2 pseudogenes are annotated in these 1460 nt (G+C 41.6%); both read right to left on the reverse strand.

The annotated features are described in order from the left end of the window. Positions 1–202: 202 nt before the first annotated feature. Positions 203–1247, reverse strand: a pseudogene (ltrA, locus tag QOS01_RS10255) (group II intron reverse transcriptase/maturase); the annotation flags it as partial. Beyond that, a pseudogene (locus QOS01_RS10260) lies at positions 1168–1460 on the reverse strand (hypothetical protein); the annotation flags it as partial. The pseudogenes QOS01_RS10260 and ltrA, both read right to left, overlap by 80 nt.

The following is a 1460-nucleotide window of genomic DNA, read 5'->3' on the forward strand; positions in this document are numbered from 1 at the left end:
GATACCTGATGTCACGCCGAATGGCGTTTTTGCATTTACCACCAATTAGGTGGCTAACTTCATTCTATAATCCACCATAAGAAAATGGAAAGATATCGTCGAGCCCAAGAAAAAATCGAGTAGGAGATAATTGATTATTTCAATTACCGACCTCTCACACCACCGTACGTACGGATCCGTATACGGCGGTTCGACAATTTAATCACTTTTGAATTGACTGGAGCGTCTTAGACATATTCATAAGTCCGAGGCGTTCCAGTTTTCTGTTTGTTAGAGAATAATTTAGTGTCTTACTGTGTGCAGTCCGCCAGTAGCCCTTGCGGGTACTAGCGAAAGTATACGCATCTCGGTAAGGCAATCCTAACCTTCTCAAGTTAGTAATTTTCGTTTTAAGTTTCTTCCACTGTTTCCAGATGTATTGCCTAATCCGTGTCCTCAACCACTGGTCTAGGCGTCGGACAAAGCCTGTCAATTTCCCAATTGAGTAGTACTGAAGCCACCCACGCATTTTTCGATGAATTTCTTCAAACATTCTTGTCAGAGATATTCCACGATTACGTTTAGTTAATAACTTCAGCGCTTTCTTTACTCGTTGTTGCGATTGTTTAGCTGGACGGGCGTAGGCTCCATTGTGGTCTACGCCTAGCGAAAATCCAAGGAATTTCAGTCGCAAAGGACTACCAACTTTGCTCTTATCTGGATTTACTTTGACTTTTAGTTGCTTTTCGAGAAATATGGTAATGCTCTTCATTACTCTTTCTCCGGCTCGTTGACTTTTAACATAGATGTTACAATCATCCGCATAGCGCACAAAGTGATGACCACGTCTAGTCAACTCTTTGTCCAACTCATTTAGATAGATGTTCGCCAGTAGTGGTGACAATGGCCCTCCTTGTGGGGGTTCCTTTTTCACTTTTAGCGAAAAGCCCATGGTCTAAGACTCCGCTAGTTAGAAACTTACGAATGAGTCTTAGTGTCCATGGGTCATCAATATATTGTTGGAGATACTTAATCATCAAGTCATGATTAACGTTATCAAAATAGGCTTTTAGGTCTAAGTCGACAACTCTTCGATAGCCTTGATTATAAAGATCTACTACTTTTGCAATAGCGTCATGGGCCCCACGGTGGGGACGGAAGCCAAAACTATTATCAGAGAAAACACGCTCAAAGATAGGCGTAAGAATTTGGGCTACAGCTTGTTGAACCATTTGGTCCACCGCCGTTGGTAGATCTAAACCAGTAACTATTTTCAATGGTATCGATCATTTTCACTAACTGACTAGTTTCCTCAACATCATGAACTCGTAAAACACGACCGCCTCGCAAATACATTGCTGTCTCAGCAATCAATGTTACGCCGAGACGGTCTTCTTTTGCTAGAGGCAGATTGTAAAATTTAAGTTGAACATTTAAGTGGACAGAAAAACCCATCAAGGTCTTTAATGGTGTTACCTCAA

The organism is Limosilactobacillus avium, from assembly GCF_947381485.1.
GTDB classification, from domain to species: Bacteria; Bacillota; Bacilli; order Lactobacillales; family Lactobacillaceae; genus Limosilactobacillus; species Limosilactobacillus avium.